Below are 26546 nucleotides of genomic sequence, written 5' to 3'. Positions count from 1 at the left end.
AGCAAGCACAGAGCAAGCACCAAGTAGGCACCGAGCACAGCCACACCGAGAGAGCGAGCAGATGACCGACAACGTATTGCGCGTAGGCGTCGGCGGCCCCGTGGGCTCCGGCAAGACCGCGCTGATCGAGGCGCTGGTGCCGATCCTGATCGAGCAGGGCCGCCGCCCGGCGGTGATCACCAACGACATCTACACCCAGGAGGACGCCCAGCACGTGCGCCGCACCCTCGCCGGCGTACTGGACCCGGAGCGGGTGGTCGGAGTGGAGACCGGGGCGTGTCCGCATACCGCGGTGCGCGACGATCCGACGATGAACCTGGCCGCCGGCGCGGAGATGCTCGAACGTTTCCCCGACGTGGACACCCTGCTGTACGAGAGCGGCGGGGACAATCTCACCCTCACCTTCAGTCCGGCCCTGGTCGACCTGTTCCTGTTCGTCCTGGACACCGGACAGGGCGACAAGATGCCGCGCAAGCGCGGCCCGGGGATCACCGAGTGCGAACTGCTCGTGATCAACAAGGTGGACATCGCCCGCCATGTCCGCACCAATCTGGAGTCGATGGAGCGGGACGCGCTCGACGTGCGCGGCGGGGCGCCGGTGATCCTCACCAACTCGCTGACGGGGGACGGGATCCACGACATCGCCGCGTTCCTGGAGACGCATCGGGTGGGCAGCACGCGGATGCCCGCGTGAGCACCCGGCTCGATCCCGCGCACTACCAGCCCGCCCGGACGCCGGCCGAGGTGGCGACCTACGCGGCCGTACCGGACACCGTGCCGGTCGGCGGCGCGGGCAAGGTCGGCCTGTTGGAACTGGGCTTCGCCGCCCGGGCCGGCCGTACCGAACTCGTCCGGCACTACCAGAAGTCGCCGCTGCAGATCACCCGCCCGCTGCACCTCGATCCGGCCCGGCCCGACCTGGCGGTGACCTACCTGATGTCCACCGGCGGCGGGCTGATCCAGGCGGACCGGCAGCGGCTCGACGTCGAGTGCGGTCCGGACACCGCAGTGCTCCTGACCACCCAGGCGGCGACGAAGGTACACCGGATGGAGTACGACTACGCCGCCCACTCCGCGTACCTCACCGTCGAGGCCGGGGCCTGGTTGGAGTACCTGCCCGATCCGATCGTGTTGTGCGAGGACGCCCGCTTCCATCAGCGCACCCACGTGGTCGTCGACCCCGACGCCACGGTGCTGCTCGGCGAGACGGTCACGATGGGCCGGCTCGCCCGGGGGGAGCACAACCGCTACGCGGCGTACGCCTCCGACCTGGAGATCCGCCGCCCGGACGGCACCCTGCTGGTCGTCGACACGGTACGCCTGGTCCCGGGCCCGACCGGCACCGGCGTCACCGGCCCGGCGGTACTCGCCGGCCACGGCCTGATGGCCTCCCTGTACGTGGTCACCCCCAAGGCCCCGCCCACCCGAATCGCCGACGTCCTGCACGAGGCCCTCGCCCCCACCGGCCTGACCGGGGCGGCAAGCACCCTCCCCCGCGACTGCGGCGCCTGGGTACGCGTACTCGCCGACGACCCACCGGCCCTGCGCCGAGGCATGTACCGGGTATGGGACGCCATCCGCCGCGAGTTGATCGACGCCCCGGCCCCGGACCTGCGCAAGTCGTAGCCGGCCGGCCGCACCCGACCCTGGCCCGGCGGGCCCGGGCCATCCTCGACCACATTGGAAACCGTCGAGGCGGAGCTGCGCGGGTTCGGCGAGGAAGCTGCCCGTCTCCGAGGCGGGTGTGCGCTCACCGAGGAGGGCCCGGCCCCTGTACGACGTCTTCGCGGGCGGCGTCCTGGAACGAATTCCCGCGCCACCGTTCCGGTGACCGGCGCAACACGCTGTGCTTGTGCGCGACCGCCGCCGTGTAGTGCGATGACTCCCATGACAAAGAAGAGAGTTGCCGCTCTGCTCGCCGCCCTGCTGGCCGGATCCGTGCTGACCGGGGCGCCGGGTTCGCCCGCGCAGGCCGCCGGTGTCGAGGATGCGACGTCGGCCGCGGCTTCGGCGCCCGGGTTGGGCATCGATCTCGATACCGTGACCATCCCGCAGTTACAGGCGCGCATGGCACACGGTTCGTTGACCTCGGCCGCGCTGACCGGCGCCTATCTGTGGCGGATCAGGACCGTCGATCCGAGGATCAACGCGGTGTTGCGCGTCGACCCGACGGCCCGGCGGCAGGCCGCGGCCAGCGATGCCCGGCGTCGGCGCGGCGCCGGTCGTGGTCCGCTCGACGGAATTCCCGTCCTGATCAAGGACAATGTGCACACGCGCGGTCTGCTGTCCACGGCCGGTTCGTCGGCGCTGGCCGGGAGCCCGCCGGACACCGATGCCGTCCTGGTGACCCGGTTGCGGGACGCGGGGGCGGTCATCCTCGGCAAGACGAATCTGTCCGAATGGGCCAACTTCCGTGCGGCCAAACCCACCTCGGGGTGGTCGGCGGTCGGCGGGCAGACCCGGAATCCCTACGTGTTGGACCGCAACCCCTGTGGTTCGTCGGCGGGTTCGGGCGCCGCGCTCGCCGCGTCGTTGGCACAGGTGGCGATCGGCACCGAGACGGACGGCTCGATCGTCTGCCCGGCCGGGGCGAACGGGGTGGTCGGCCACAAGCCCAGTCTGGGGCTGGTCAGCGCGGCCGGCGTGGTGCCGATCTCGGCCGAGCAGGACACCGCCGGACCCATGGCGCGCAATGTGACCGATGCCGCGCTCACCCTCGCGGTCATCGGCGGCGGCAACGTCCCGCGCCTCGCCGACTCGTTCTCCGTCGAGGCCGCCTCGACGCGTCCCGGCGGGCTGCACGGCAAGCGCGTCGGCCTGTGGCGGCTGCCCACGCTCGGGCCGGACGTGGACGCCCTGATGACGCGTACGGCGGATCGGCTGCGCAGCGCGGGCGCCGAGGTGGTCGAGGTGACCCTGCCCTACCAGGATCGCCTGGCCGAACTCGAATTCCCGGCGCTGCTCAGCGAGTTCCATCGGGACATCGACGCCTACCTGGCCACTCGGCAGGGGCCGGGCAACCTTGCCGAGTTGATCGAGTTCAACCGTACCCACCCGGCCGAGCAGAGTTGCTTCGCCGGTCAGGAGTTGTTCGAGCAGGCGTTGGCCGCGCCGCCCACGACCGACCCGAAGTACCGGGCGATGCGCGCCGAGTTGACCGACCTCTCCCGGCGGTCGATCGACGAGACCCTGGCGGGCCTGCGCCTGGACGCCATCGCGTCGCCGACGAACCCGCCTGCCTGGACCACCGATTGCGCGCGGGGGGACAATGACGTGATCCCGTCCTCGACCCCGGCGGCGGTGGCCGGCTACCCGTCGTTGTCGGTGCCCGCCGGTTTCGTGGGCGAATTGCCCGTCGGCCTGCTGCTGATGGCCGGCGACCGCCGCGACGCCGAACTTCTGTCGCTGGGCGCCGCGGTCGAGCATCGGTTGGCGGCCCGGCGCGCGCCGCGCTACCTGCCGACCGTGGGGCCGGTCGCCGGTCGCTGAACCGACGGGGACGGGCCGGCCGGAGGTGTTCCGGCCGGCCCGTCCCCGTTGTCGGGGTGAATCAGGCCGCCTTGCGGCAGAGGATCTCGCCGTGCAGGACGGAGAACCACGCGTCCTCGTGTTGTCCGAACTCCCGCCATGCGGCCGATACCGCGTGCAGTTGCTCGGTCGTCGCATGGCCGCCTTCGACGGCGCGGTCCGCGTACGCCGAGGCGAGCGTACGGTCCGCCCACAGTCCGCTCCACCAGGCGCGTTCCTCCGCCGTGGCGAAGCACCAGGTGCCCGACGAGGCCGTGGTGTCGGTGCAACCGGCTTGCCGGGCCCAGGACTTCAGCCGTCGACCGGCGTCCGGCGCACCGCCGTTGGCGCGGGCCACCCGCAGGTAGAGGTCCAGCCACTCGTCCATGCCGGGGGTGGGCGGATACCAGGCCATCGCCGGGTAGTCCGCGTCGCGGACGGCGACGAACCCACCCGGCTTGGTGACCCGGAGCATCTCGCGCAGTGCCCGCACCGGGTCGCCCACGTGTTGCAGCACCTGGTGGGCGTGGACGACGCAGAACGTGTCGTCGGGGTAGTCCAGTGCGTGCACGTCGGCGACCGCGAACTCTACGTTGTCCAGGCCCCGTTCGGCGGCCGTGGCGCGGGCCTGGACCAGTATGTCCGGCGCGTGGTCGACGCCGGTGACGTGGCCGTCGGGAACCAGCGCGGCCAGGTCGGCGGTGATCGTGCCCGGTCCGCAGCCGATGTCCAGGATCTTCATGTGCGGCTTGAGCGAGTCGAGGAGATAGGCCGCCGAGTTGGCGGCGGTCCGCCAGGTGTGCGAGCGCAGCACGGACTCGTGGTGCCCGTGGGTGTAGACAGCGGTTTCCTTCGACATGACGTCGTCCCCTTCTCGTCGGTACGCGGTTCCGGCACCTACGACGTCCCCGCCGCGAGCCGATGCCGGTCACCATACGCCGCCACGCCGAATGATGAGACGCGTATCTCAATATCCGGACACGTCGTCGAACCCACCTCCCGCGCCGGCGCCGTGTCTTCGGCCACGCGAAGTCCCTACCCCCGGGCCGGGCACGCCCCGACCGCCGGTGACCTCCCGGGGCGCCGAACCCGCGACCACGGGTGTTCGGGATCAGGTGCGGCGGGCGGCCCAGACGGTGCGTTCGGTGCGTAGCGCCAGGTCGTCGCGGCGCAGGATGTTGTGCGGGCCGGCGGTGTCGAGGAGTTGGTCGAGTGCGGCGAGGTCCTCGGGGGAGAGCGTTTCGGCGGCGGCGCCGCGGATGCGTTGCAGGCTGCCGAGGGCGTAGCGGCCGATCGTTTCGTTGCCGGAGCCCTCGATGTCGACGGTGATGGTGCGTTCGCCCTCGACCGTGAATCCGGCGGCGGTCAGCATCGGGCCCCAGTCGGCGCCGCGGTGGGGCACGTGTTCGGCGTGGAAGTGGTCGGTCGCGGCGTGGCAGCGCTCTTCCAGGCCGGGTCGGTCCCCGGGGGCGTCTTCGGGCAGGAAGCGGGGGAAGCCGGCCAGTTCGACGACGGCGAACAGGCCGCCGGGGGCGAGCGCGTCGTGGACCGTGCGCAGGGCCCGATCGGGGTGGGCCATGTGGTGCATCGAGGCCGAGGCCCACACCAGGTCCGGTGTGCCGAGGTCGGGCCAGGCGGGGTCGTCGAGGTCGGCCTGCACGGTGCGCACGCGCTCCTCCACGCCGCGGGCGCATGCCTTTTCGCGCAGGCGCCGGAGGTGTTCGGTGGCTGCGTCGACGGCGGTGACGTGCGCGTCGGGGAACCGGTCGAGGAGGGCGAAGGTGCCCGCGCCCGTGCCGCAACCCAGATCCACGATCCGGCGCGGGTCGGTCTTCAGCGGCAGCCATGCGGTGATGGCGGCTGTGTGCTCGGCGAGGACCTCGGCGTCCAGGTCGAGGATCTCGGCCTGGTCATTGGTTCCGTGCTCCTGGTGGCGTCCGTGTGGAGCGCCGTGGTGGGGGGTGTGCGGGTGCGCTTGGGTCATGCCTTCACGCTAGGCCGAGTATGCGTCTGCGGCACGATCTCTTCCCGTTTACGCAAGGCGATGGTCGGGCGTGCTGCCCGGCGCGCAAGATCTCACCGTCGCGGAGGCCGTCGCCCGGCCCGGGCCGTCATTCGCCGGTGCCCTGGGCGTCACCGTCACCGTCACCGTCGCCGTCGCCGTCGCCGTCGTCGCGCCGGTGGCCGCGGCGGGCATCGCGGTCGAAGATGCCGAGGATCTCGCAGGGCCCGCCCTCGGCGCCGATCGCGTGCGGCATCATCGTGGGGAACTCGGCGGCCTGGTTGGTCTCGACCCGGAAGCGGCGGTGGCCGAGCATGAGGATCGCGGTGCCGGACAGGACGACGAGCCATTCGCGCCCCGGATGGGCACGCATCCGCGCCGGGTTCTCCGGCGGTGGTTCGGTCATCCGCCGGCGCACCACGCTCATCCCGGGGTCACCCTTTACCGGCCAGCGCATCGAGCCGTGCGCGCCGTCGATCATCGGGCTGGTGACCACGTCGTCGTCGGCGGTCTCCACGAGCCGATCCAACGTGGTGTCCAAGGCGCGGGCCAGAATGACCAGTTGATCCAGTGCGAGGCGGCGCTGCCCGTTCTCGATGCGGCTCAGTGAGGACTGGCTGAGGTGGGCGCGGGTGGCCAGTTCTTCCAGGGACCAGCCCTGCGCCACCCGCAGAGCGCGGATGCGTTGGCGTACGAGGCTGTCCAGCTCTCCACTTTCTTGCGTCATGGGCAACATCGTATGCCTCATATGCAATGCACGGTTAGCGTCGTGTGCAGACGGGCCCCGACGTCCGGGACCACCCCTTCACTCGGCGACCGGCCCCGCTCCCCCTGCTCCGGCGCCGACTCGGCATGCCCATTTCGAGAGGAATCCAGAGGAATCCATGAGTACGAACCAGCCCGTACGGGCCGCGAAAGCCGGCGGCGAGGGTGTACCCGATGCGCGTCGATTGCGCACGATCCTGATCGCCGTCTCCATCGCGCTGATGGCCGTCATCGCGTCGGTGTCGGGCCTGAACGTCGCGCAGACCCACATGGCCGTGGAGTTCGGCGCGTCGCAGCGCACGATCCTGTGGATCATCAACATCTACACCCTCACCCTGGCGGCGCTGTTGCTGCCGCTCGGCGCCGTCGGCGACCGCCTGGGCCGCAAGCCCATGCTCATCGCCGGGCTGGGTGTCTTCGGCGCGGCGAGCGTTGTCGCCGGCCTGGCCCAGTCGGCCGAGGTCATGCTCGCCGCGCGCGTGGCCGCCGGTATCGGCGCCGCGATGATCATGCCCATCACCCTCGCCGTCATCACCTCCACCTTCCCCGAGGAGCAACGCGGCAAGGCGATCGGCGTGTGGACCGGCGTCGCCGGGGGCGGCGGCGTCCTGGGCATGTTCCTCTCCGCGCTCCTCGTCGATGTCGCGGACTGGCGCTGGTTGTTCGTCCTGCCGGTGGTCCTGGTCCCGGTCGCGCTGGCGATGACGGTGAAGTCGGTTCCCGACTCGCGCGAGACCTCGGCCCATCGCTTCGACACCGTCGGCGCGCTGGTCTCCACCGTTGCCGTGATCGGCCTCATCTTCGTCCTGCAGGAAGGCCCCGAACGCGGCTGGACCACCCCCGTCGTCCTGATCGGCCTCGCCGTCGGTCTCATCGCCACCGTCGGCTTCGTGGCCTGGGAACTGCACCGCCGCGACGCCGCGTTGCTGGATGTGCGGCTGTTCCGGGAGCGCGACCTGGCCGGCGGCTCGGTCACGCTGCTGGTGGTCTTCGGCGTGCAGGCGGGTATCGCGGTGGTCCTCTTCCCGTTCTTCCAGGCCGTACTCGGCTGGTCGGGCCTGCTGTCCACGGTGGCGCTGATGCCGATGGCCGTGATGATGATGACGGCCTCCGGCCTGGCCCCCAAGTTGGCCGCACATGTCGGTTCCCGCGCGACCATGGCCGTGGGAATCGCGCTGGCCGGCGTCGGTCTGGCGCTGATGGCGCTGTTCGTCTCCGTCGACGGCGGCTACCCGACCGTGCTGCCCGGCATGCTCGCCATGGGCATCGGCATGGGCCTGTCGATGACCCCGTCCACCGAGGCCATCACCGGTTCGCTGCCGCGCGAGAAGCAGGGCGTCGCCTCCGCGCTCAACGACGTCACCCGCGAATTCGGCACCGCACTGGGCGTCGCCCTGCTCGGCGCGTTGTTGTCCGCCGGTTACCGCAGCGCCATCGACGACAGGCTGCACGGCATCCCCCAGGGGGCCGCGGACACCGCCCGGGAAGGCATCGCCAACGCCGTCGAGGTGGCGGGCAACTCCGGCCCGCACGCGCCGGACCTGATCCACGCCGCCCGGCAGTCCTTCGTCGACGGCTGGCAGCAGGCGATGTGGGCGGGCGTCGCCGTGATGGGCGCTCTCTTCCTCTACGTCACCCTCCTCGGCCCGAGGAGCAGGAGAAGGAACGGGAACACGGCCCCCGCCGTCGCGGACGAGACGGAAGCCGAAGCCACCGAGACCGTCGCCGCCCGCTGACCGCCCGGGAGCCGGGCGCACGGCAAGCAGACCGCTCGTGCCTCGCCGGTGTCCGGCCCGGCGACGTCGCCGGGCCGGCCGACCCGCGTGCCGTTACACCTGGCGTACCAGCGGTGACCCGCGGCCGGCGGCGGCGCGGCGGGCGAGGCCGGCGGTGGGGCCGGTGCCGACCACCTCGCCGGCTTCGATCGCGATCCAGTGGCCCTCGGGGACATCCTCCGGAACGGGGACGTCGAGGGCTTGGCCGACGAGTGGGTCCGGGGTGATCCGGGCCTCGGCGGCGGTACGAACGGGGTCGCCGGACCGCCAGCGGGCGACGGAACGTTCCCCGCCGGTGGCGCGCCGCCAGTAGACATACTGCGCGACGATCAGCGGGCCGAGGGCCGTCAACAGCGGGAATCCTGCGGTGAGTACGTCGCGCGCGAACAGCACACTCACCACGCCGGTGACCGCCAGGCCGACCCCGGCCGCGACCAGCGCCGCCGCCCGACCGAACGCCTTGGCCGACACGAGCGGGTAGAGCACGAGCATGAGCACGTCGCCGAGCCCGAGCGAGACCGGATGTTCGCCCCGGGTGAGCGCCAGCGCCGGTGCGAACGGCAGATCCTGGACCTGCGTCGCGAACCGCGACATCACCGAGGTGAGCGTCGTGGCGATCACGTCGTAGCAGGCCAGGCCGCCGGCGAAGAACGCGACATGGGCGGCCCGCATCCCGCTCTGCACCCACACGTTGGCCACCCCGACGACGGCCACTACCAACAGCACATCCGTCGCGATCATCACCGGCAACGGCCGCCCGGCGGTCGCCCCGGTCGCCGCCGCTCCGGCGAGCGCCACCAGCCACGCCGTCCGGCCACCCACCACCGGTGCCAGGGTGAACTGGACGGCGGTACACAGCACCAGGCCGAAGACCACGACCACCACCCACGACGGGAGCGCGAGGTAGACCAGCGGCACCACGACCACCGCGACGCACATGAACGCCGTGTCCCCCCACGTGTAGACGCCGACCGGCGGGCGGGTCATCCGCACCCGGGTCAGATAGCCGACCGCGGCCGCGATCAGCAGCGCCACCCCGCCGGTCATCGCCACCAGCGCGACCGCGTTCACCGCGAACTCCCGCTCACGACCGGGGACTTCGCCGTCGACTCGAAGGTGTGCTCGCGCAGGTCGGCCCGCACCGGCCCGGTCGGCGGGAGGTCGTCGGGATCCTCGTGGACCACGATCGCGGCCACCGACATCCCGGCCGCGGTTGCCCGGTCCTCCAGTCGTCCGAGCAATCGACGCCGGTCGGCCGAGGGGCGGGCCAGTACGTGCAGCCGCGGGCCGGCCGTCTCCTCGATCAGCGCGTATCTGGCCGGCAGCGGGATCTCCCGTTCCGCCTCCAGGAGTTCGAGCACGGAGCGGGTGGTGATCCGGGTGCTGAGCGGGCCGGTCCAACGCCCGAGGATCGGGGACGTCGCGGGCAGGTGGACGAGTTCGCAGTCCGGATCGGTGGCGGGGCGGCGGACCAGGTCGCCGGTGGCGTAGCGCAGCAGCAGGGTGCAGTCGCGATACGGCGTGTAGGGGGTCTGCACGATCATGCCGATCTCGCCGGGCGGGGTGGGCTCGTGGGTCCGGGGGTCCAGGAGTTCCAGGTGGCTGAACTCGGTGGTGAAGTGGAGATGGCCGGACCGGCAGTGCGTGGCGCCGGCGGGGGCGGTCTCGGTCATCAGGTACGAGCTGGTCACCGTCCCGCCCAGGGCCGCCTCGGCGCGCTCGCGCAGGGGGTCGGACAGTACCTCGCCGCCCACCACGATGGTTTCGAGACCGAAGTCCGCCGTACGCCACCCGCCCTGTTCGGCCTCCTCGACGAGTGCGGCCAGGTAGGAGGCGGAGGCGATCAGGTGGGTGACCCGGTCGGCCTTGCCGGGCAGTCCCAGCGGAGCGGCCAGCCGATCCAGTGCCACGGTCGGGTCGATGGTGCCGAACTGGAGGAACGACGCGCCGACCCGGGTCACCGATTCCTCGGTGTTGAGCAGGGACAGTGTGGCCCGGGAGCAGCCCGCGTAGGCGAGCACGTGCCGGCGCCGCAGGCCCAGGCCCAACGTGGCCGAGATGGTGCTCATCGCGACACAGACGTCGAGGTCGGCGCGGGAGAACCAGACCGCCGTGGGGGTGCCGCTGGTGCCGGTGGTCGAGGCCATCAGCACGGGGTTGGCCGCGGCGGAGACGAACGCGGCGGGCAGGCCGCGCAGATCCTTCTTGGGCGTGACCGGCACCCGCGCCCACGTGTCGAGGGTGATGTCCTCGGGACGCGTACCGAGTCGGTCGAACACCCGGCGGTAGTAGGCGGTGTGCCGCGCGGCGGCGCAGGCGGTGGCGCGCAGACTGCGGCCGGTCACCGAGGTGCGTACGGCGGGGTCGACCTGCGCGGCCTGGCCGGGCAACAGCGCGGAATCGGCGCCGGGTTCGCCGAATTCGTCGAGGGTGCGCACCAGATCGCGGGCGATCCGGTCGAGGTCGACGGTGTGGATCGGGCGGTTGAGCAAAATCGAGGCCCCGTAACGGAGTTGGCTCAAGGCGGTGCCGAACACGGTGGCCTCCTGAAGGACCCGGACCGGGCTGTCGTACGCCCGGCCCAGGCCGGGACTTCGCTGGGTGAGCGGCTACACCATGGCCTGGAACATGGCCGCGGTGAGCGTGCTCAGCGCGTACTTCACATAGTGCTTGATCATCATGGTGCCCTCCCCGGATCGGCGGCCGAACTACGACCGATGCCTGATGAATCGCCCGCCACCGTTCCGGTCGCGGGTGGCGTCAGCATAGGGAAGGCACACGTACGAAATCATCACCCGCGCCCTCTTGACTTCCACCCCGAAGCCCGCTCTTCGCCGGCCTTACGGAATAGCCAATTCCCTTTGTTCTTCGGCTCGTTCGAGCTGGCGTCGGCGATTCGACGCGCGCTCGGGGTGCCGGGGTGGTGGTACCTCGGCCGGACCGCTATTTTCCGCCACGGCCGGGCCGCGCGGCCCGGCGTTCGGCGGCGTCGAAGTCGGCGAGGGCACGGGCGCCCGGCCCGAGTACCCGGGTCAGCTCGCGCAGTTGCCCATCCGGCAGCCCGCCCACCGCGTCGGCGATCTCCTCCGCCACATCCCGGGTGAGCTCCTCGGCCACGGCGTCGACCGGGGCACGCGGCCCGAGCTTGCTCACCGCTGCCGCCGCCCGGGCCGGGGTGAGCAGTGCCGCGGCCTGGACCAACAGCCACGCGGGTACGCCGGCCGCGCCCTGCGGCGGCGCCAGGTAGGGCCGGGAGCCGGCGAAGCGCTCGTCCTCGGCGAAGCCGTCCTGCTTCACCTTGGCCACCGGCCGGGCGGCGTCGCGCTCCCGCCATTCCCCGGCGGGCTTGAGCACGTACCCCTCGGCAAGGTTGTCCACGATCGCAGGCAACCCGAGCAAGCCGGGCACCAGGCTGGGAAAGACGACGGGCAACTGCTGCAGTGCGTGCAACGACCCGTGCCCGAGCACCGGTACGCAGCACAACCCGGCGTCCGCCGCGGCTTCGCGCAACGCCCGGTCGGCGAGCCAGCAACGCCCGTCCGCGCCCTCCACCACCGCGTCGAACAACAACCAGTGCAGATCCGGCGCGTACCAGACGCCGGTCTGCACGGGCTCGAACCCGGGATCCGCGGCGACATCCGGATGCGGGTAACACCCGCCGGCCAGCTCCCCGTAGATGGTCACCGCGGCCCCGTCGCCGCACACCGCACGCACCGATGCGGCGAATCGCGCGGCGGCCACGGACAGTCTCGGCCAGATCCGGCTGACCCCGAAGAACTCGTCCAACAACTCGTCGGCCAACAACTCCCGCCGCTTCGCCGGCCGCACCCCGAAGTCGTCGCACACCACCGCGAAATGCGCCCCGTGTACCTTCTCCAGCGCCACCCACTCCCGCCCCCCGACCATCCCGAGCCGCACCTTCGCGGCGATCTTGGGGTAGGGCAACAAACCGGAACCACCGGACACAGCCTCGACCATACGGAAATCCTCCGGCGTACGCCTCAACGCGGGCAACCGAGTTTCCGCGTGTCCCCGCGCGGGCGCACCGCGATGGTGGAGACTGGTCCCGGCAGGCGATGTGTGACAGGAGGAATCGTGGCCGAGGACGAGGGCGAGGGCCGCATGCTTCGGGCGATCGTCGACGGCGAGACGGTGCTCCGGCCGGGTACGATCGACGGCGTCCGGGCCACGCTGACCGACGACGAACGCGAGGCGTTCGAGCGGGCTGTCGGCCAAGCCCCCGCATACCGGCTGCCGTTCGTGGTCAAGGACTGGGCGTTTCGGGATACGCGTCTGGCCGAGGAGACGAACGAGGCGGCGGCCGAGGCCGTGGCGCAGGCTCGGGCGGACGAGGTCCGGCTGATCAACGGCGAGATCACGATCGAGGAACTGCACGCGGAGCACGCGGCGACCTCGCGGGCACGGCGCGACAAGAGCGCAGCGGAGGAACGTCCCGGCTAGGAGGATCCATGTCGTACAGCGTCAGGTACAGCCCGCGCGCGCAGCGGGAACGTGACGCGCTCGCCCCCGGGGACCGCAACGCCCTGGACGCGGGAATCGAATCGGTCGCGCGCGACCCCTACGGGTGCGGCTCGACACCCACCTACGACAAGGACCGGCGGGAGGTCACCGTCGGTCGCTTCTTCGTCGGATACCAGGTCTCGCCCGGTGTCATGTACATCACCGTCGTCCAGATCGTGGGACCGATGTAGGACCTGCCCGCCGGCGGACCGATCGACCGCCCGGCGCGCCCTCGCGCGTTACCCTTCCCCCGTCCCGCCCCCGGCGCGCTCGACCGCTTCGCGGATCGCGTCGTCGTAGCGGCCGAAGATGGTCGGCTGCGCCTCGCCCGTCATCCGGGGCAACAACGCCCAGCAGCGGGCCACCAGTTCGCGGGCCCGGGTGCCGGGCCACGGCTGCGGGAGCAGTTCCGGCGGGAGCAGCGGGTCGGGTTCGATGGCGCGGGAGAACTCGGCGGCGAGTTCGACCGCGATGGTGAGCGCCTCCTGCGTGGAGACTCCGGCGTCGTCGCGGATCCGGTCCAGGCGTACCCGGGCGACCTCGATCAGCCGCTCGTAGCGGGCCGCGATCGCCGCCAGCGGCCAGAGCGCGGCGACCAGGGCGACGGGGTCACGTTCCTCGCCGCGACGCAGCGTGCTCGTGGTCAGGAAGGTGACGCCGTCCAGGATGTCGAGGCGGCGGGCCTCGTCCTCGACGTATGTCTCCCACGCGTTCGCGCTCACGTACAGGCCGCCCTGGATCGGGGCGCCGCCCAGGTGGGCGAGCGTCTCGCGCAGGGCGTCCCGGGCCACCCGTTTGGCCTCGGGCACGGCGAACGCGACCAGGTGCCAACTGCCGTCCCAGGGAGCACGTCCGGCGTCCTGCTCGAAGGCGTACCAGAGGAATTCGGTGTCCGGTGTGATCGCCCGCTCGGTGTCCGCGGTGATCCGCAGCAGTGCCTTGCGGCCACGACCCTCGTGGGTGAAGCGGCCCTCCGCGACGAGTCGTTTCAGGCACAGGCGTACCTGCTGGTCGGTCATCCCGAGGGTGGCGGCGACCGCGTACAGCTCGCCGGCGTCCACCGTCCCGTCCGCGCGGATCAGCGCGTGGACGAGCATGCGGGTGGGGACCTCGACTCGGGGTGTGGCGTGTGGCCGGCCGGTCACGGTGATCTGAGCCTCCCGGTAGTGGTGACGAGTCGGCGCGCATCGTGGGCACCGCGCGAGCCTCCTCGAGGGTACGGAGGTGGGTCGGCACCCGAGTCGGGCACCGGCTCACCCCACCAATGGTCGTGTGGCAGAACACGTTCGACATGGACGAGGAGAAGGTCACCATCCGCCAGAGCGGCTGGGTGCTGCCGAAGGTCGCGGCCCGAACCCCGATCGGTTTTGTCATCGCGGTCTCGCCGGCGATCAACTGGCTGCGCCAGGGCCGCTGCAACCTGCCGGCCGAACTGCGCGAGAGCGGCGCCGCACCGGCCGAGGTCGATCGGGAGGAGGTGGCGGCCAAGAGCGACACCATCCGCCGACTGCCGGCCGAACACGCCGGTTTCGACCATTACCTCAGGGCCGTCGGCACCAAGGACACGATGAACGCCCGCCGTTGGGGCTTCGTCTCGCGAAACCACACCGCGGACGTGACGACCGACCTGCGCGCGCTGCGCGGCGTGCCGGTGCTGCTCGTCCTGGCGGACCACGACATCAACGTGGACGTCGCCGACACGGAGACCGGCTACCGCCGCGAACTCGACGCGTCCGGCGCGTTGACGGTGAAGCACAACTCCAACGCCACGCACGCCCTGGTCAAGATGAACCTGGAGGACTCCGAGTTCAAAATCACCCTCGTGGCCCTCTTCGCCCCTCGCTCCCTGTTCGCCGACGGCTACCTCGCCGACCAGCGTCACTTCCTGCGCGACGTCGGGCCGCAGGCCGCCACCCGCTGACCGGCCGCAACCCCGCACCGGGGCGGCCGGGTTCAGACCCGCCAGGACCGCAGGTGTTCGGCAACGGTGTACACGTCGACCGTGCCGGTGTCGACGGCCCGGGCCAGGTCGACGAGCGCACCGAACGGCGGGTCGAGGGCGTCGTCGCAGGCGGCCATGTAGGCAATGGCGATTCCGCAGGCGAACAGCGCGTTGCGGGCCGGCAGCGGACGAAGCCGGACGAGGGCATGCAGGAGGGCGGCAGCCCGCCAGGCATTGTCGGCGTCCTCGCCCAGACGCGGCGTGTTGACCCGATGGCGGGCCACGGCCGCGACCAGACCGGAGTAGTCGTGGACCTCGATCCCGTCGGGCAGGACGTCGGCCTGGCGTTCCAGGAGCCAGCGCAAATCGATGTGCAGGACCATCGGAGGTCAGGCCGCCCCACGCCGGGCGGCACCGGCCGCAGGAGCGTCGTCGGGGAACGCCTCGTCGAACGCGGCCGTGTGCTCGGCCGCGAAGGCACGCACCGTGTCGGTCATGCCGGCCAGGGCTCGGCGACGGACCAGGTCCTCGGTGACGGCCTCGCGCACCAGGGCTTTGAGGGTGACACCGCGTTCCCGGGCGATCTCCCGCAGCGCGGCGAGTTCGTCTTCGCTGAAGTCCACGTTCAATGCAGGCATGCCGCCAGGCTAGCCCAGCCGGTACCAAAATGGCCAGATGTGCAGGTCAGAGCCTGTCATGCGGGGTACCGAGGAGTCGGGCGCGCCGGTGTCGGCGGTTCGGCTCCCCGATCAGCCGGCGGCCAGGTTCTTGGCGAAGAACTCCGCCAGCCGTTCGATCGCGGGACCCACGTACTGCGGGCGGTCGTAGAGGTCGTTGTGGCTCGCGCCCTCGATCCAGGCGAACTCCTTGGGGCCGACCGTGCGTTGGAATGCCTCGACGGCCATCCACTTGGTGACGGCCCGGGTGCCGGCGATCATCAGCACCGGGCGCGGCCCGATCAGCGGGATCGGTGCGAACGCGTCGAACGTGGCCGGCTTGTCGACGCTGGTCCAGGTGAGGGACGTCGCCGCGCGCGGGTGGTGGGCGCGTGGGGTGCGGTAGTACTCGAAGCCCTCGGCGCCGTACTCGCCGCCCAGGGCGCGCGCCTGCTCGATCGTGTCCGGGAACACCGGCCACGACGACGGCTTCTCGCCGCGGGCCTCGGCGGTACGGGCCCGGGCGGCCCGGTCCAGCATGCCCTGGAACACCGCCGGGTCCTGCGTACCGTCGGGCCCGAGGCGAAAGTGCCGGGCGAGGTCGACGCAGCTCACGGTCCCGACGGCCCGGATCCGATGATCGCCGGCCGTCGCGACGAGTGCGTAGCCCCCGAGGCGCAGATCCCGAGCGCGCCGATCCGGTCGGGGTCGACCTCGTCGCGGGTGGACAGGAAGGACACCGCGGCCTTGATGTCCTCGACCCGGTGCGCCGGGTCCTCCGGGCCGCGCGGCTCGCCGCCGCTCTCGCCCTGGTAGGCGGCGTCGAAGGCGAGCGTGACGAAGCCCTGCTCGGCCGGCCGCCGCGCGTAGAGGCCGGCCGTCTGCTCCTTCACCCCGCTGCCCGGGTGGCCGACCACGATCGCCGCGCGTGGGCCGGGCGTCGCCGGGGCGTCGGGCACGTCTTCGGGCAGGTACAGATGACCGGCGATGCGGATGCCGGCGCTGTCGTAGGTGACGTCGATCGGGGTCATCGGGGTTCTCCCTTTCGTGGTGGGCGAGGCGAGGCCGTACCGGTTCGGCGGCCCCGGGCCCGGCCCGGCACGCCGCCGGGCACACCTTCACGATCGGCGCGTTCGTGGGCCGGCAACAGCGCCGGGTTCCCGGCCGGCCAGGAATCCGCCCCCGCACACCGGCCACCGCCGACAGCACAATGAAGCCATGACTGCCTCAGCCGGCCCCGACGAGGTCGGTGCCTTCCTCACGGCCTGCCGCGCCCAATTGGCACCCCGGGACGTCGGCCTGCCGGAGACGGGTTCGCCGCGCCGGGTCGCCGGGCTGCGCCGCCAGGAGGTGGCCCAGCTCGCGGCGATCAGCGTGGACTACTACACGCGGCTCGAGCAGGGCCGGGTCCGGGCCTCCGCCGGCGTCCTCGCCACACTGTCCCGGGCGTTGCGCCTCGACGAGGATCAGCAGCGCCACCTGTACGAGGTGGCCGGCCGCACCGACGCCCGCCCGCGCCGGAAGCGGCCCGCCGAGCAGTTGCGGCCCGCGATGCGCCGGCTGCTCGACCAACTCACCGCCACGCCCGCCCTCGTGCTGGGCAGCCGGCTCGACGTGTTGGCCTGGAACGCCGGCGCCGCCGCGCTCTACACCGATTTCGGGCAACTCCCGCCGAATCGCCGCAACTATGTACGCCTGTTGTTCACCGACCCGCTGGTCCGGGGCCTGCACCGGCGGTGGGAGCACGACGCCCGCGATGCCGTCGCGGCGCTGCGGATGGACGCGGCGGCCGACCCCGACGATCCCGCGCCGGCCCGACTGGTGGGCGAACTGTCGGTCCAGGATCGCGACTTCCGCACCTGGTGGGCGGAACACCGGGTCACCGGCGCGGGCTACGGCAGCAAGCTCTACCACCACCCGCTGGTGGGCGACCTGTCGCTCGACTGCGACACCTGGAACAGCCCCGACGGCTCCGGGCAGCGCCTGGTGGTACTCACCGCCGAACCCGGCACCCCGTCCCACGACGCCCTGCGCATCCTCATGTCCCGGACCGCCACTTCGCGACCGGAGGGCCGGACGTCGTGACCGCCTCGGTCCAAGCGACCATCGATTGATCACGGAATGGTAACGGGTTCGGACCAGAAGTTCTCTCGCTATTCAACCGGCCGACGGGCGTTCGTGGGTGGGCGATCCCCGAGGCGTTGCATGGTGGTGGCGCACGCTCTCGCGGAGCGGCCCGGCCGGACCGGCAACTCGGGCCGTACCTCGCGCAGATCGGCACGCGACACCTGTTCACCAGGAGCAGGAAAACCGTTCCACCCGTAACAGAAAACGGCCGGGCCGACCGCGCGAACGCGATCGGCCCGGCGGGCCGGTGGCGGATTGCCCCCGCCACGGCCCGACCCCACTCCGGTTCATCCACCGAGGGAGTTATCGAAGTGTACGGATCCACCCGAGCCAAACGCGGTCTCGCGGCCGCCGCGGTCGTCGCGGTCACCGTTCCGCTCGCTCTGGCCGGCGCCGCGCTCGCCGCCGGTCCGGCCTCGGCCGACGGGCTGCCGCCGCTGCCCGGCGGTACCAAGAAGACCAAGACGCTGGTCATCGGCATCGACGGGCTGCGCTTCGACAAGCTGCAGAGCGGCGACGCGCCCAACCTCAAGGCCCTGATGGCCGGCGGGGTGACCGCGCCCAGCAACCTGTACGCGCAGCCGTTCGCGCCCACCGTCTCCGGCCCCGGCTGGTCCAGCATCGCCACCGGCGTCTGGCCGGACAAGCACGGCGTGCACGACAACTCGTTCGCCGGGTCGCAGTACGACAAGTACCCCGACTTCGCGACGCGCCTGGAGACCGCCCAGCCGGCCGCCTCCACGCTCGTGGTCGGCGCGTGGGAGCCGATCTCGACGAAGATCTTCTCGCCGAAGGTCGACGTCCGCATACCCACCGGCGAGAACGACGACGTCGCCGCCGACGACACCGCGCAGTACCTGTCCACCGGCAACCCCGACGTCGCGTTCCTGCACCTGGACGCGGTCGACGACGCGGGCCACGGCAAGGGCGGCGCGAGCCCGGAGTACGCCAAGGCCGTGCAGGAGGCCGACACCCGGGTGGGCAAGGTGCTCTCCGCGCTGCGCGCCCGGCCGACCTACGCCCAGGAGGACTGGCTGATCATGGTCACCGCCGACCACGGCCACACCGACTCCGGCGGCCACGGCGGCGACTCCCCGCAGGAGCGGCAGACCTTCGTGATCGCGAACGGCGCGGGCCTGCCCGCCGGTTCGGTCCGCTACGACGTGCGCCTCGTGGACATCGCGCCCACCGTGCTCAAGCACGAGGGGGTGCGGATCGACCCGGCGTGGGGTCTGGACGGTCAGCCGATCGACGAGATCAAGCCGGACGCGTTCGACTCGCTGCGGCCCATCCTGTCCGAGCGCGTCGACGAGACCGGCATCCCGGCCGGCATCAAGGGCTTCACCCACACCACCCCCCAGGGCTGGTCGATCGACAACTCGGCGATGCCCGCCGGCGGCGTGACCGAGTGGCGCGGCTGGTCGTTCGCGACCGACGAGTTCTTCACCCACACCGAGAGCGGCCAGGCCCGTGAGGGCAACGTGCGCAGCCGCAACGTGTTCGCCGTCGCCGACTCCGACGAGTGGGACGACAAGGCGCACGCCGCCGGGCAGTTCGACTCGACGCTGGTGTCCCCGGCCTACCCGGTCGAGGGCAAGACGAAGGCCGAGCTGAGCTACGTCAGCGACTACCAGGTCGACGGCCCGCAGACCGGCGACGTGTACGTGTCCTGGGACGGCGGCGCAGCCAAGCTGGTGAAGTCGTACCGGACGAACACCAACCAGGTCGAGCGGCTGACGCTGGACGTTCCGGCGGGCGCGAAGACCGCGCAGATCCGCTTCCGCTACACCGGTACCAACAGTCGCTTCTGGGCGGTCGACCAGGTCTCGCTCACCGCGAGCGGCGCCGGCAACCCCGGCGGCGACCCGCTGTCCGGCACCGAGGTGATCACCACCACGGTCAAGAACAGCGGCGCGCTGACGATGACGGTCAACGGCGGCACGGTCACCCTTCCCTCGCCCGAACTCACCGCCTCGGGCGACCGGTTGGTAACCTCCGGCGCGCTGAACACGGTGCAGGTCACCGACCTGCGCGCGGCCGACCCGGGCTGGAACGTCAGCGGTCAGGTCACCGACTTCGCCGCCGACGGCGGCGCGGGCTTCGACGGCTCGGCGCTCGGCTGGACCCCGAAGGTGGTCAAGGCCGGCGACGGCCAGCAGGTGACCGCCGGTCAGCCGGTCGCGCCGGCAACGGACGGCGGTGTCAAGACCGCGCGCACGCTCGGCCAGGCGGTGGCCGGCCACGGTCGCGGCACCGCCGTGCTCGGCGCCGACCTCGGCCTGAACCTGCCGACGACGACCGCGCCCGGTACGTACAGCGCAACCCTCACGGTCACCGCGATCTGACGATCCGCTGAGCCGCTGAACCGCTGAACCGCTGAACCGCTGAACCGCAGCATCGCTGAACCGCAGCATCGCTGAACCGACGCCGTCCCTCGCGCCGTTGCGAGGGGCGGCGCCGACACCGGTGGCTGCGAGGTACGGGTCACCTCCGTACCTCGCACCCACACCCGACCCCATGTCACCCGCCCCGCCCCATCCCGCCCGGTCCGGGCCGCGAACGGAATCCCTCATGCCCCACCCCCGTCATCGCCTCCGCCGGGCGCTCGCCGCCCTCGCCGCCCTCGCCGCGGCCGGCGCGTGCCTCGTACTCTCGTGCGCCACGCCCGCCGGCGCGGCCGATTCCGCGCCCGCGACCGCGCCCACCACGTGGTCCGTCCAGCCGTCGACCGAACACGGCCCGGACGACCGGCCGTTCTTCCGCTACGCACTCGCACCGGGCGTCCGGCAGCTCGACTACGTCGCCGTGACGAACGCCGGCGACACGCCGCTGACCGTCGACCTCTACGCCCAGGACGCCTTCACCACCGCCGCCGGTGGCTTCGACCTGCTCGCGGCCGGCCGGCCGCCGGCCGACGTCGGCTCGTGGATCCGGCTCAAGCAGACCCGGGTGACCGTGCCGCCGCGCTCGCGCAGCGACGTACCGTTCGAACTGGCCGTCCCGGACAACGCCTCCCCCGGCGACCACTCCGGCGGCGTCGTCGCGTCGGTCGCCACCCCCGGGCGGGACGCGGCCGGCAATCAGGTGCTGGTCGACCGACGGGTGGGCACCCGCGTCTACCTGCGCGTGGACGGCCCGCTGCGCCCGGCGCTGGGCACCGGCGGGCTGGCCGCGGAGGTACACACCGCGCTCGACCCCTTCGACGGCGGCCTGACCGTCACCTACACGGTGCGCAACACCGGCAACATCCGCCTGGGCGCCCGCCCCGAACTGACCGTCCGCGGCCCGTGGGGCCTGACCACGAAGCACCAACGGCTCGACGTGCTACCGGAGTTGCTCCCCGGCGCCGCGCTGACCCGAACCGTCCGCATCGACGGCGTGACCCAGGCCTTCCGCCTGAACGTCGACCTGGCGGTACACCCCGTCCCGGTCCCCGGCGGCCCGACGGAAACCGGCCCCACCGCCCACGCGCGCAGCACCGTACCGGCCATCCCGTGGACGGCAGTCGGCGCAGCCGCACTGTTGCTCACGTTGGTCGCGGCGATCGCCGTACGCCGTCGTCGCCGTCGCCGGGGCCGCCCCGCCGACGAGGCCACGACCACCCCCGAAACCGATCGAATCGAGGAGCCCGCCGGAGCCCGGGGCACCGGCTCGTAGTCTCCCCTCGTCTGTCGAAAGCGTGAACGCCCCGGCGTCGAAGGCTCGTTGGGGATTCCCGGCCCGCCGTGGTGGTAGCGCGGGGGGCGAGGTCAACCCACTGCGGTACCCCGGGTTCCCCCATTCGCGGTATGGCGATCATCGTGCCCCGGCCGGCAGCGTTTGCCTCGAGGACGCGAACGGCGGGCGCTCGCCCGGAGTGTGCGCGTCACATCGATCAGGGAGGACCAGACGTGAGGTTCACACGAAGGGCGCTCTCCGCCGGCGTGACCGCCGGCGCCGTGGCCGCGGTACTGGCCATCGCCACTCCCGCGCAGGCCAATCCCGGTGTGCCCAACCTGAGTTACGGCGACAGCGGCGTCGGCGTGCACTGCGTGCAGCGGATCCTCGCCCACGTCGGCTACCACCCGGGAGCCCTCGACGGCATCTGGGGCGACAAGACCGAGACCGCCGTCGAGCGGTTCCAGGCCAACCATCACCTGGGGGTGGACGGCATCGTCGGACCCAACACCGGTGACGCGTTGTTCAATGCCTGGGACCCCAACGACGACGCATGCTGGAGCACCGTCCCCACCCACTGACGGAACACCCGCCTCGATCGGGCGCAGGCCGAACACATCCCCACCCGGCCGGGGCAGGCCACCTGTCCGAGACCCAGTGCCGAACAGGTGAGCGTCACGCTCCGGAGGGCCCACCGGCCTCCGGAGCCGCGGCGATCCCTCCGCCGGTGCCCGTCAGTCAGTCGGCGTCGCGGTGCCGTGTGCCGGCGCGGGTGAGCACGACGATATTGACGGTGAGCAGCGACAGCAGCCCCAGGTAGGCGGCGATCTGTACGGGGGTGCCCTGGAAGCCGGAGTCGATCCCGTTGTAGACGATCCACAGAATGAACAGCGCACTGCCGCCGATGGCGGCCCGCCGCAACCAACCCATGATGCCTTCCTTCACGACGAAGCAGGCGGCCCCCCAGAGCCACCCGGCACGGTCTCGCATCGACTCGGCCGCAGCCGCCTCGGCCAGCAACGCCCGGTACAACTCCCGCCGGGCGACCGGCAGACACCACACGGCCGGCGCCAGGATCCGCACGAGACGGGAAGTACTCATACCGACCCCTCCGCCAACCGCGGACGCACGCGAGAACGAGGACGGGCCGCCGATCGGGCACCGGCGCCGGCCGGTTCGGCGGCCAACTCCCGCGCCCGTTCCACCCCGGCGGCACTGAGCCGATACAGGTGGCGGCGGGGTCTGCCCTCCGGCGGGTCCTCCTCCCAGCGGCTCTCCAGCAACCCCCGATCGCTCAGCCGACCCAGGATCGGATACAGCGTGCCGGGAGCGACGCCGGTGTCCTTGACGATGTCGTAGCCGTAGCGCCACACCTCGCCGGAGTTTCGCAACGCCTCGAACACCAGCCGGGTCTGCGGGGAACCGTCAACTCTCGCTGCCATGACCAAACTCTATATAGCTCGACCATCGCCGACAAGACAGCCGTGCGACTCCCCGACCAAAGGTCCGAATCAGATGTCGAATCAGATGTCGAACCAGACGACGAGCCGGACGTTGTCGTCGCCGTGCAGCGCGGCCAGCGTCTCCATGACCGTCCAGACCGGCGCCCACTCGCCGTCTTCCCGCACCGCGTCGCGGCGGCGGATCCGCTCGGCGCGGTAGAGGGTGTCGCCGACGAGCCATTCGCTGCCCTCCGGCCACTCCGTCGGCTGTCCCACCACTCCTGCGGCGGGACCGACGGCCTGGGCGAATGTTTCGTCCCAGGCGGCCTTGCCCACGAACCGGAGCCCCTCCGGGGTCTGCCGGTATTGGTGGAGGCGACTGTCGGCCCGCTCGGCCGGCTCGTCCCAGTCGACCACCTTCAGCTCGGCCCAGGTGATCCAGGTGGTCCCGTGGACCTCATCCCCCCACTCGGCGACCCGGACGAGTTCGGCTCGAACCGTCTCGGACACGTCGACGGGCAGTCCGCGTTCGGCGGCCAGAGGGCTGAAGTTGGCGTAGTTGCGCATCCCGAACAGACATCCGAACGCGTCGTAGTTCCTGGTGGTGTTGAGGCAGAAGAGATCGATGGCGGCCCGCCAGGCAACCCCTTCTCCTTCCCCTCCCCCTTCCACGTTCGTCTCGCCCTTCGCCTCCCGCGGAGGCCACGCCCGACACTCGACGAATCCGCTGATGTCCATGCCCATGCCATGGATTGTGCAACCGACGTCAAACGCTTCGACAGCGGAGCGGGACGTCGTCGGGGCTGATCGCCCGGGCCGTATCGGCGGTGTGATTGGGTACGGCGTATGGGTCACAGGCGAGTGTGCCTCGGGGGCACGTGTGCGCGGGCGGGCCGTTGCGGCGCGGGCAGCGGGCGGTATCCCGCCTGCCGATCGGGCGGAGGTGGGTCGTGAGCGACCGCCACGCGCTGTCGGAGTCGGGCCGTGTCCCGGTGCCTCCCTTCGATCCCGAACTGGGCGTTGTACTGGCGGCCTTGGGCGAGGAGTCCAGGGAGCCGTTGACCCCGGACAACCTCGCCGCCCGGCAGGAGCGGGATGCCGCCGGCCGGCCCAGGCCGACGGTCGCGGAGCTTCGGGCCGACGGGCGGTTCGAGGTGGCGGAGTTGCGGGTGCCGGGGCCGCCGGGCGGACCGGACGTGACGCTTGTCAGCGCGCGGCCGGCCGGGCTGGTCGGGCCGTTGCCGCTGCTGTACTACATGCACGGCGGCGCCATGGTGATGGGCAACGCGTGGTCCGTGCTGCCGCGGATGTTGCGCGAGTGGGCCCTTCCGCTGGAACTGGCGATCGTCTCCGTCGAGTACCGGTTGGCTCCGCAGGCCCGGTATCCGGGCCCCCTGGAGGACTGCTACGCGGGAGTCGTCTGGGTCACGGAACATGCCGCCGAACTGGGCATCGACGCGGACCGCATCGTCATCGGCGGGAAGAGCGCCGGTGGCGGGCTCGCCGCCGCGCTCGCTCTGCTGACCCGGGACCGGGGCGGTCCCGTGCCGCTGGGGCAGTTGTTGCTGTGCCCGATGCTCGACGACCGCGACCGTACCTTCTCCGGTCGGCAGATGTCGGGCCGCGGCATCTGGGATCTCACCTCCAACGCGACCGCGTGGCAGGCCCTTCTGGGTGACCGCTACGGCGATCCGGACCTGCCGCCGTACGCCGCTCCCGCCCGCGCCACGGACCTGTCCGGACTGCCGCCGGCCTATCTCGACGTCGGGTCGGCCGAGATGTTCCGGGACGAGGACATGGCCTACGCGAACGCGATCTGGCAGGCGGGCGGCCGGGCCGAACTGCACGTATGGCCAGGCGCGTACCACGGCTTCGACGGCCTGGCCCCACAGGCGGCCCTCAGCCGGGACGCCCGCCACGCCCGCACCCGCTGGCTGCAACGCCTGCTCGCCCAGGCCGACCCGGGACGCCACCCCGCCGAATGAGCGGGCCCGCGATCGAGGCGCAACTCTCGATCGGGTGGCCCGGATCGCACGAGGCACGTCCACGAACCCGCCGTCGCCGGCGCTCAGCTCACGCCGGTGCCGGTGGCGGTGCCGGTGGCGGTGGCGGTGGCGGTGGCGGGGTGGAGGAAGTCCCCGACCAGCCGGACGAATTCCTCGGGCTGTTCGGCGCGGAACACATGGCCGCTGTCGAGTTCGGCGTAGGCACTGCCCGCGATGGCGGCGTGCAGTTCCCGTGCGTTCTGCACGGGGATGAGGGCGTCGTGGGCACAGCCGATCACGAGTGTCTCGGCCTGGATGTCCGGTAGCAGGTCGCGGAGGTCGACGCGACGGGCGAGGTCCAGCTGCCGCAGGATTCCGGTGGTGGGGCGCATGAAGCCGGTGGCCTGTTCGACGGCCTCGCGGCCGATGTTGTTGAGATGCCGACGGCTGTGCGCGAGCACGGCGGCGTATCGTCCGAAGGCCTCGGCGTCGCCGGCGAGGCTCAGCCAGACCGCCATGCTGTTGCGGAAGTACTCGTCCCCGGGGTGGGTCCAGCCCGCGACCAGGATCAGCCGGCGGACCAGTTCGGGGCGGGTGGCCGCAAGGGCGGCGGACGCCGCCGCGCCCAGGGAGAAGCCGAGCACGTCGACCGGCGCGGCGCCGGAATGCTCGATGACGGCGGCCAGTTGCTCGGCGAGGGCGTCGAGGGTGAGGTCACCGCCGCCGTCCGTGGCCTGCTCGCTGCCGGCGAGGTCGGGGACCAGGACGGTGTGCCGGTCGGCGAATCGGCCGCTGATGGCGTCCCAGATCACCGATCCGGGGCCGCCGCCGTGTACGAGTACCAGGGCGGGCCCATCGCCCTCTGCGCGGTAGTGGATGCGGGCGTTGCCGACGACGAGTTCAGTCATGAGTTCACTCACTCCTCAAGCGGGTTCCGATCGTGGACTCTAATCGAGGCACTCGAATAGAGTCAACACGATTCGTGGGCCCTCGCTGGTAGGATGCGAGTGTGCTGACCTTGAGCATCCTGGGATTCCTGGCCGAAGAGCCGCTGCACGCGTACGAGCTCCGGACTCGGATCTCGGGCCTGTCGGGCCATGTCCGCCCGGTCAGCGACGGCGCGCTCTACCCCGCGCTGAACCGGCTGCACAAAGCCGGGTTCCTGGCCCGAGAGGAAATGCCCGGACGGGGCGCCACTCCGCGCCAGGTGCTCTCCCTCACGCCGGAGGGCCATGCCGAACTGATCGCCAGGCTCCGTGAGCCGGCCGACGTCGAGATCACCGACCGCAACTCCTTCCTCGTCCTGCTCGCCTTCCTCGGTCGGCTGCCGAACCCGGCCGACCAGGCCCGCGTGCTCCGCCGCCGACTGGAGTTCATGAACCAGCCCGCCAGTTACTTCTACGCGGACGGCCGCCCCCTGCGCGCCGCCGAGACGGCCGACCCGTTCCGCAAGGGCATGCTCACCCTCGCCGCCGCCACGAGCCGCGCCGACCGCGCCTGGCTGGAGGCCATGATCGCCACACTCGAGCACGAATCCCCTTGACCACGGCACGCCCACCGTGTTCAAGCGGCCATCCGCGTCAGCCCGGTGTGACGCAATGAGTTCGTGTGCATTCGCACCGCGACACGTCCCGCTCCACGTGCCAAGCCGTCCTCGACCGACCAGACTGACGCGTATGAAGGATCACGAAGGCTCGGCGACCGTGGTCCTGCCGAGCGGCCGACGGATCGCCGTACACGCAATCGTGGACGCGGACGAGGAACACCTCTGGGATCCCGGACCGGACGCGACACCCATCGGCTGGACGGCGACGCTGAGCCCCAAGAGCCCGGCGGCCCGCTCGGACCTGCACGAGATCTACCGGGCCGGTCGGGGCCGGTTGTGCCTCCCGTACGGCGCGCGCGGCGGATTCCTGGTGGTCGGCATCCGGATCGGAGCCGGGCACCCGGACCGCGTCGACATCCAGGGCACCGGCGACGCCCCGGCCACCTGACTCCCCCATCGGCCGCTCACCGCGCCATGGCGCGGCCGTCACCCGTTCCGCGAACTCGTGGTCCGCTTCCACCCGCACCAGTGCCGCCGCCAAGCGCGCCGGGTCGTCGCCGCATGCCGAGTCGGCGGACCGAGAAGAACCCCAACGCCGAAGCGACGGCCGGTCGTTCGTTC

At 71.8% G+C, this 26546-nt stretch carries 27 protein-coding genes and 1 pseudogene; 14 read left to right on the top strand and 14 right to left on the bottom strand.

Annotated elements, in window-relative coordinates; genetic code table 11:
* Positions 1-61 precede the first annotated feature (61 nt).
* From ureG to ABIA38_RS18080, 3 genes are all read left to right on the top strand, one after another.
* Positions 62-694 carry an urease accessory protein UreG gene (gene ureG / locus ABIA38_RS18090; RefSeq protein ID WP_424639694.1) on the top strand — a complete coding sequence of 211 codons (633 nt, stop codon included), beginning with the start codon at positions 62-64 and terminating at the stop codon, positions 692-694.
* The gene (locus tag ABIA38_RS18085; RefSeq protein WP_424639693.1) at positions 691-1626 is read left to right on the top strand and encodes an urease accessory protein UreD; all 936 of its coding nucleotides are present in this window, start codon (positions 691-693) and stop codon (positions 1624-1626) included. Before ureG ends, ABIA38_RS18085 begins: the two co-directional genes overlap by 4 nt.
* A 261-nt stretch (positions 1627-1887) precedes the next feature.
* Positions 1888-3489 (top strand): amidase family protein, encoded by a 1602-nt coding sequence (locus ABIA38_RS18080; protein WP_424639692.1) that lies wholly within the window; start codon positions 1888-1890, stop codon positions 3487-3489.
* Positions 3490-3550: 61 nt separating this feature from the next.
* Here ABIA38_RS18080 and ABIA38_RS18075 read toward each other — a convergent pair whose 3' ends face one another.
* The 3 genes from ABIA38_RS18075 to ABIA38_RS18065 form a co-directional block, all read right to left on the bottom strand.
* Positions 3551-4366, bottom strand: coding sequence for a class I SAM-dependent methyltransferase (locus ABIA38_RS18075; protein ID WP_424639691.1), 816 nt, complete (start codon positions 4364-4366; stop codon positions 3551-3553).
* 252 nt (positions 4367-4618) lie between these two features.
* Positions 4619-5491 (bottom strand): class I SAM-dependent methyltransferase, encoded by an 873-nt coding sequence (locus tag ABIA38_RS18070; protein WP_424639690.1) that lies wholly within the window; start codon positions 5489-5491, stop codon positions 4619-4621.
* Between the two features lie 127 nt (positions 5492-5618).
* Complete coding sequence (locus ABIA38_RS18065; RefSeq protein WP_424639689.1) at positions 5619-6236, bottom strand: helix-turn-helix domain-containing protein; 618 nt, start codon at positions 6234-6236, stop codon at positions 5619-5621.
* A 157-nt stretch (positions 6237-6393) separates the two neighbouring features.
* Between ABIA38_RS18065 and ABIA38_RS18060 the strand changes: the two genes are divergently transcribed.
* Positions 6394-8010 carry an MFS transporter gene (locus ABIA38_RS18060; RefSeq protein WP_424639688.1) on the top strand — a complete coding sequence of 539 codons (1617 nt, stop codon included), beginning with the start codon at positions 6394-6396 and terminating at the stop codon, positions 8008-8010.
* Positions 8011-8103: 93 nt separating this feature from the next.
* On the opposite strand, the gene ABIA38_RS18055 is transcribed toward ABIA38_RS18060, so the two are convergent.
* The 3 genes from ABIA38_RS18055 to ABIA38_RS18045 form a co-directional block, all read right to left on the bottom strand.
* Entirely contained in the window at positions 8104-9120 is a 1017-nt protein-coding gene (locus ABIA38_RS18055) for a hypothetical protein (RefSeq protein ID WP_424639687.1), read from the bottom strand.
* A complete protein-coding gene (locus tag ABIA38_RS18050) occupies positions 9117-10586 on the bottom strand; it encodes a phenylacetate--CoA ligase family protein (protein WP_424639686.1) in 1470 nt (489 codons plus the stop codon). Before ABIA38_RS18050 ends, ABIA38_RS18055 begins: the two co-directional genes overlap by 4 nt.
* Positions 10587-10992: 406 nt before the next feature.
* Positions 10993-12027, bottom strand: coding sequence for an RNA ligase family protein (locus ABIA38_RS18045; protein WP_424639685.1), 1035 nt, complete (start codon positions 12025-12027; stop codon positions 10993-10995).
* A gap of 117 nt (positions 12028-12144) precedes the next feature.
* On the opposite strand from ABIA38_RS18045, the gene ABIA38_RS18040 reads away from it, so the two are divergent.
* Positions 12145-12510: a hypothetical protein gene (locus ABIA38_RS18040; RefSeq protein WP_424639684.1), complete on the top strand. Its 366-nt coding sequence runs from the start codon at positions 12145-12147 to the stop codon at positions 12508-12510.
* A gap of 8 nt (positions 12511-12518) precedes the next feature.
* The gene (locus ABIA38_RS18035; RefSeq protein ID WP_424639683.1) at positions 12519-12761 is read left to right on the top strand and encodes a type II toxin-antitoxin system RelE family toxin; all 243 of its coding nucleotides are present in this window, start codon (positions 12519-12521) and stop codon (positions 12759-12761) included.
* 48 nt (positions 12762-12809) lie between these two features.
* On the opposite strand, the gene ABIA38_RS18030 is transcribed toward ABIA38_RS18035, so the two are convergent.
* Positions 12810-13667 (bottom strand): PaaX family transcriptional regulator C-terminal domain-containing protein, encoded by an 858-nt coding sequence (locus ABIA38_RS18030; RefSeq protein WP_424639682.1) that lies wholly within the window; start codon positions 13665-13667, stop codon positions 12810-12812.
* A 167-nt stretch (positions 13668-13834) separates the two neighbouring features.
* On the opposite strand from ABIA38_RS18030, the gene ABIA38_RS18025 reads away from it, so the two are divergent.
* Positions 13835-14491, top strand: coding sequence for a hypothetical protein (locus ABIA38_RS18025; RefSeq protein ID WP_424639681.1), 657 nt, complete (start codon positions 13835-13837; stop codon positions 14489-14491).
* A 32-nt stretch (positions 14492-14523) separates the two neighbouring features.
* Here ABIA38_RS18025 and ABIA38_RS18020 read toward each other — a convergent pair whose 3' ends face one another.
* The 3 genes and pseudogenes from ABIA38_RS18020 to ABIA38_RS18010 all read right to left on the bottom strand — a co-directional run bounded on the left by ABIA38_RS18020 (position 14524) and on the right by ABIA38_RS18010 (position 16199).
* Complete coding sequence (locus tag ABIA38_RS18020) at positions 14524-14895, bottom strand: toxin Doc (RefSeq protein ID WP_424639680.1); 372 nt, start codon at positions 14893-14895, stop codon at positions 14524-14526.
* Positions 14896-14901: 6 nt separating this feature from the next.
* Positions 14902-15150, bottom strand: coding sequence for a hypothetical protein (locus tag ABIA38_RS18015; RefSeq protein WP_424639679.1), 249 nt, complete (start codon positions 15148-15150; stop codon positions 14902-14904).
* Positions 15151-15261: 111 nt separating this feature from the next.
* Positions 15262-16199, bottom strand: a pseudogene (locus tag ABIA38_RS18010) (alpha/beta hydrolase).
* A gap of 187 nt (positions 16200-16386) precedes the next feature.
* Here ABIA38_RS18010 and ABIA38_RS18005 point away from each other — a divergent pair.
* The 4 genes from ABIA38_RS18005 (at position 16387) to ABIA38_RS17990 (ending at position 21533) form a co-directional block, all read left to right on the top strand.
* Entirely contained in the window at positions 16387-17253 is an 867-nt protein-coding gene (locus ABIA38_RS18005; protein WP_424639678.1) for a helix-turn-helix domain-containing protein, read from the top strand.
* Positions 17254-17606: 353 nt separating this feature from the next.
* Positions 17607-19640 (top strand): alkaline phosphatase family protein, encoded by a 2034-nt coding sequence (locus ABIA38_RS18000; protein ID WP_424639677.1) that lies wholly within the window; start codon positions 17607-17609, stop codon positions 19638-19640.
* Between the two features lie 226 nt (positions 19641-19866).
* Entirely contained in the window at positions 19867-20952 is a 1086-nt protein-coding gene (locus tag ABIA38_RS17995) for a WxL protein peptidoglycan domain-containing protein (RefSeq protein WP_424639676.1), read from the top strand.
* A 233-nt stretch (positions 20953-21185) separates the two neighbouring features.
* The gene (locus ABIA38_RS17990) at positions 21186-21533 is read left to right on the top strand and encodes a peptidoglycan-binding domain-containing protein (protein WP_424639675.1); all 348 of its coding nucleotides are present in this window, start codon (positions 21186-21188) and stop codon (positions 21531-21533) included.
* 157 nt (positions 21534-21690) lie between these two features.
* On the opposite strand, the gene ABIA38_RS17985 is transcribed toward ABIA38_RS17990, so the two are convergent.
* From ABIA38_RS17985 to ABIA38_RS17975, 3 genes are all read right to left on the bottom strand, one after another.
* A complete protein-coding gene (locus ABIA38_RS17985) occupies positions 21691-22053 on the bottom strand; it encodes a hypothetical protein (protein WP_424639674.1) in 363 nt (120 codons plus the stop codon).
* On the bottom strand, positions 22050-22394 hold the full coding sequence (locus tag ABIA38_RS17980; RefSeq protein ID WP_424639673.1) for a PadR family transcriptional regulator: 345 nt from the start codon (positions 22392-22394) through the stop codon (positions 22050-22052). The genes ABIA38_RS17985 and ABIA38_RS17980 overlap by 4 nt, the downstream gene beginning before the upstream one ends.
* A gap of 81 nt (positions 22395-22475) precedes the next feature.
* Positions 22476-23138: a hypothetical protein gene (locus tag ABIA38_RS17975; protein WP_424639672.1), complete on the bottom strand. Its 663-nt coding sequence runs from the start codon at positions 23136-23138 to the stop codon at positions 22476-22478.
* A gap of 206 nt (positions 23139-23344) precedes the next feature.
* Between ABIA38_RS17975 and ABIA38_RS17970 the strand changes: the two genes are divergently transcribed.
* Positions 23345-24379 (top strand): alpha/beta hydrolase, encoded by a 1035-nt coding sequence (locus tag ABIA38_RS17970; RefSeq protein WP_424639671.1) that lies wholly within the window; start codon positions 23345-23347, stop codon positions 24377-24379.
* 83 nt (positions 24380-24462) lie between these two features.
* Here ABIA38_RS17970 and ABIA38_RS17965 read toward each other — a convergent pair whose 3' ends face one another.
* Positions 24463-25287: an alpha/beta fold hydrolase gene (locus ABIA38_RS17965; RefSeq protein WP_424639670.1), complete on the bottom strand. Its 825-nt coding sequence runs from the start codon at positions 25285-25287 to the stop codon at positions 24463-24465.
* Between the two features lie 101 nt (positions 25288-25388).
* Here ABIA38_RS17965 and ABIA38_RS17960 point away from each other — a divergent pair, with 101 nt between their 5' ends.
* Entirely contained in the window at positions 25389-25922 is a 534-nt protein-coding gene (locus ABIA38_RS17960; protein ID WP_424639669.1) for a PadR family transcriptional regulator, read from the top strand.
* Positions 25923-26055: 133 nt separating this feature from the next.
* Entirely contained in the window at positions 26056-26373 is a 318-nt protein-coding gene (locus ABIA38_RS17955; RefSeq protein WP_424639668.1) for a hypothetical protein, read from the top strand.
* The last annotated feature ends 173 nt before the right edge of the window (positions 26374-26546 follow it).

This window comes from Embleya sp. AB8 (assembly GCF_049739465.1).
Classification (GTDB): Bacteria; Actinomycetota; Actinomycetes; order Streptomycetales; family Streptomycetaceae; genus Embleya.
This window is presented reverse-complemented; position numbering and strand designations above follow the sequence as displayed.